The 1,742-nt window shown below is 72.3% G+C and carries 3 protein-coding genes; all 3 read right to left on the reverse strand.

The window, feature by feature from the left end; translation table 11 throughout:
- Positions 1–816, reverse strand: an 816-nt coding sequence (locus AB0M20_RS41825; RefSeq protein WP_364306908.1) for a hypothetical protein, incomplete at its 3' end; no start/stop codon positions are given.
- Between the two features lie 5 nt (positions 817–821).
- A complete protein-coding gene (locus AB0M20_RS41830; protein WP_364306909.1) occupies positions 822–1,199 on the reverse strand; it encodes a hypothetical protein in 378 nt (125 codons plus the stop codon).
- 37 nt (positions 1,200–1,236) lie between these two features.
- Positions 1,237–1,742 (reverse strand): response regulator transcription factor (locus AB0M20_RS41835; RefSeq protein WP_364306911.1); only part of this gene is annotated, 506 nt, incomplete at its 5' end.

Raw genomic sequence — 1,742 nt, forward strand, 5'->3', positions numbered from 1 at the left:
GCCGGTCCGGTCGTCGGGAAGTTCGCAGAACAGCACATAGGGCCCGGGTGGCAGCCGATAGGTCAGGTCAGCCCGCCGCCCTGGCGAGATGGTGTTGAGGCCGATCGCCGGTCCGTCCACGAGCGGTCCTTCGCCGGGGGCCCCGGCGTCGATCCAGGCTTGAATCTCGGCGTCCGTGGTGCCTGGCCGGACCGGCCACATGTTCATGAAGTGCGGCGCGGGGGAGGCGTTCACCACGGTGATCGTTCCGTTGGCCGGCAGGAACGGAGGGGCGATGAAGCGATCGCCGCGCGCCATGAAGACCGTCGAGAAGCGGGGCGCGTCGTCGTGTCCGGTGGCCGTGCCGCGTACCCGCAGGACGGTCACCGGTGGCGTCCCGGTCCGGAGAACGCCCAGGTCGATCAGGTAGTAGGTGCCGGCGCGCAGGGTCTGTGTCACCGCGACCGGTGTCACGGCGAGGATGTCGGCGAGTCCGTGGAAGGTGCCGTCCCGGGCAGCGTCCCGGGCGCCTCTGGCCCTGGTCGCGGCATCATCGGACATCATCCGCCGGGCGTCGGCGAGCAGATCGTCGAGGGTGGCGTCTCCGGCCGGCCGGACCAGCGTGATGCCGCTGCTGAGGCCGGGCGGCATGGCGGAGTCGAGCCGGAAGACGATCCGGCCCGCCCGTACGGTGTGCCGGCTGATCGAGATGGACCCGTCGGCGGCGCCGTGGACGGCGACCACCTGTGCCGGGCGGTGCGGCACGGCGGCGGCGGGAGACCCGGCGCCGGTCGAGGCGGCGACGATCGCGGCGAGTAGCGCCAGCCGGGTACGCATGGTCCTCACCGGCCCAGCACGATGCGGACGGCCGCGGCCAGCCCGGCCACCGCGAGCGGCACGCCGAGATACACCAGGAAGGCCGCCCAGGCCCACATCTCGAACGGATCCCGGATGAGGGCTGCCACGGTGGCGACCACGAAGATCAGGTTCAGGACTCCGATCAGGACCGCCGCGACCCGCGGCACGGGCCGGAGCAGGGCGAGCCCGATCAGGTACGGCGGGACGAAGATGATGAGAAGACCCCACGGGGCGCTCTCGGCACCGCCTTCACGTGCGGTGCCGAGCACCCAGAGGGTCAGGAGCAGCGCCACGCCGGCGGCGCCGGCGCCGAGGATCCGTCGTGCGGTGGGGACGGCCGGAGCCGCCGCGTGTGTGGTCATGGCCTGTCGGCCTCCTGTCCGGCGGCGAGCCTCGCCGCTAGGTCAGGTCTAGTGCTCCGGGCTGTCCCGGAGGCAGAGGCCTGTGCCCCTGCGTTCCGGGATCGGTGTTCCCGGGCGGAGCGCCGAGCCCGGCGTCGCGCGCCCGCGCCACGGCTTCGGCGCGCGATGTCACGCCAAGTTTCATGAAGATCGCCGAGACGTTGTTGCGGACGGTCTTGAGGCTCAGCACCAGCCGGTCGGCAATCGTCGCGTTGCTGTGCCCGCGCGCCATGAGGTCCAGGACGTCGTGCTCACGGGGCGTGAGACCGGAGAAAGCCGGCGGCGAGCCCCGACCCGTGCGCAGCCGCTCGGTGATGCGCTGGGCGACGCCACCCTGGTACACGCTGTCGCCGGTGGCGGTGGTCATCACCGCATGCACGATCTCCTGCGGCGGCGCCGTCTTCAGCAGATAGCTGTGCGCTCTGGCCCGCAGCGCGGCAAAGACCTGCGCGTCATCGGCGTAGGAGGTGAGCACCAGGATGCGGGCCGCCGGGCAGCACCGGC

It is taken from the genome of Actinoplanes sp. NPDC051633 (assembly GCF_040681735.1).
Taxonomy (GTDB): Bacteria; Actinomycetota; Actinomycetes; order Mycobacteriales; family Micromonosporaceae; genus Actinoplanes.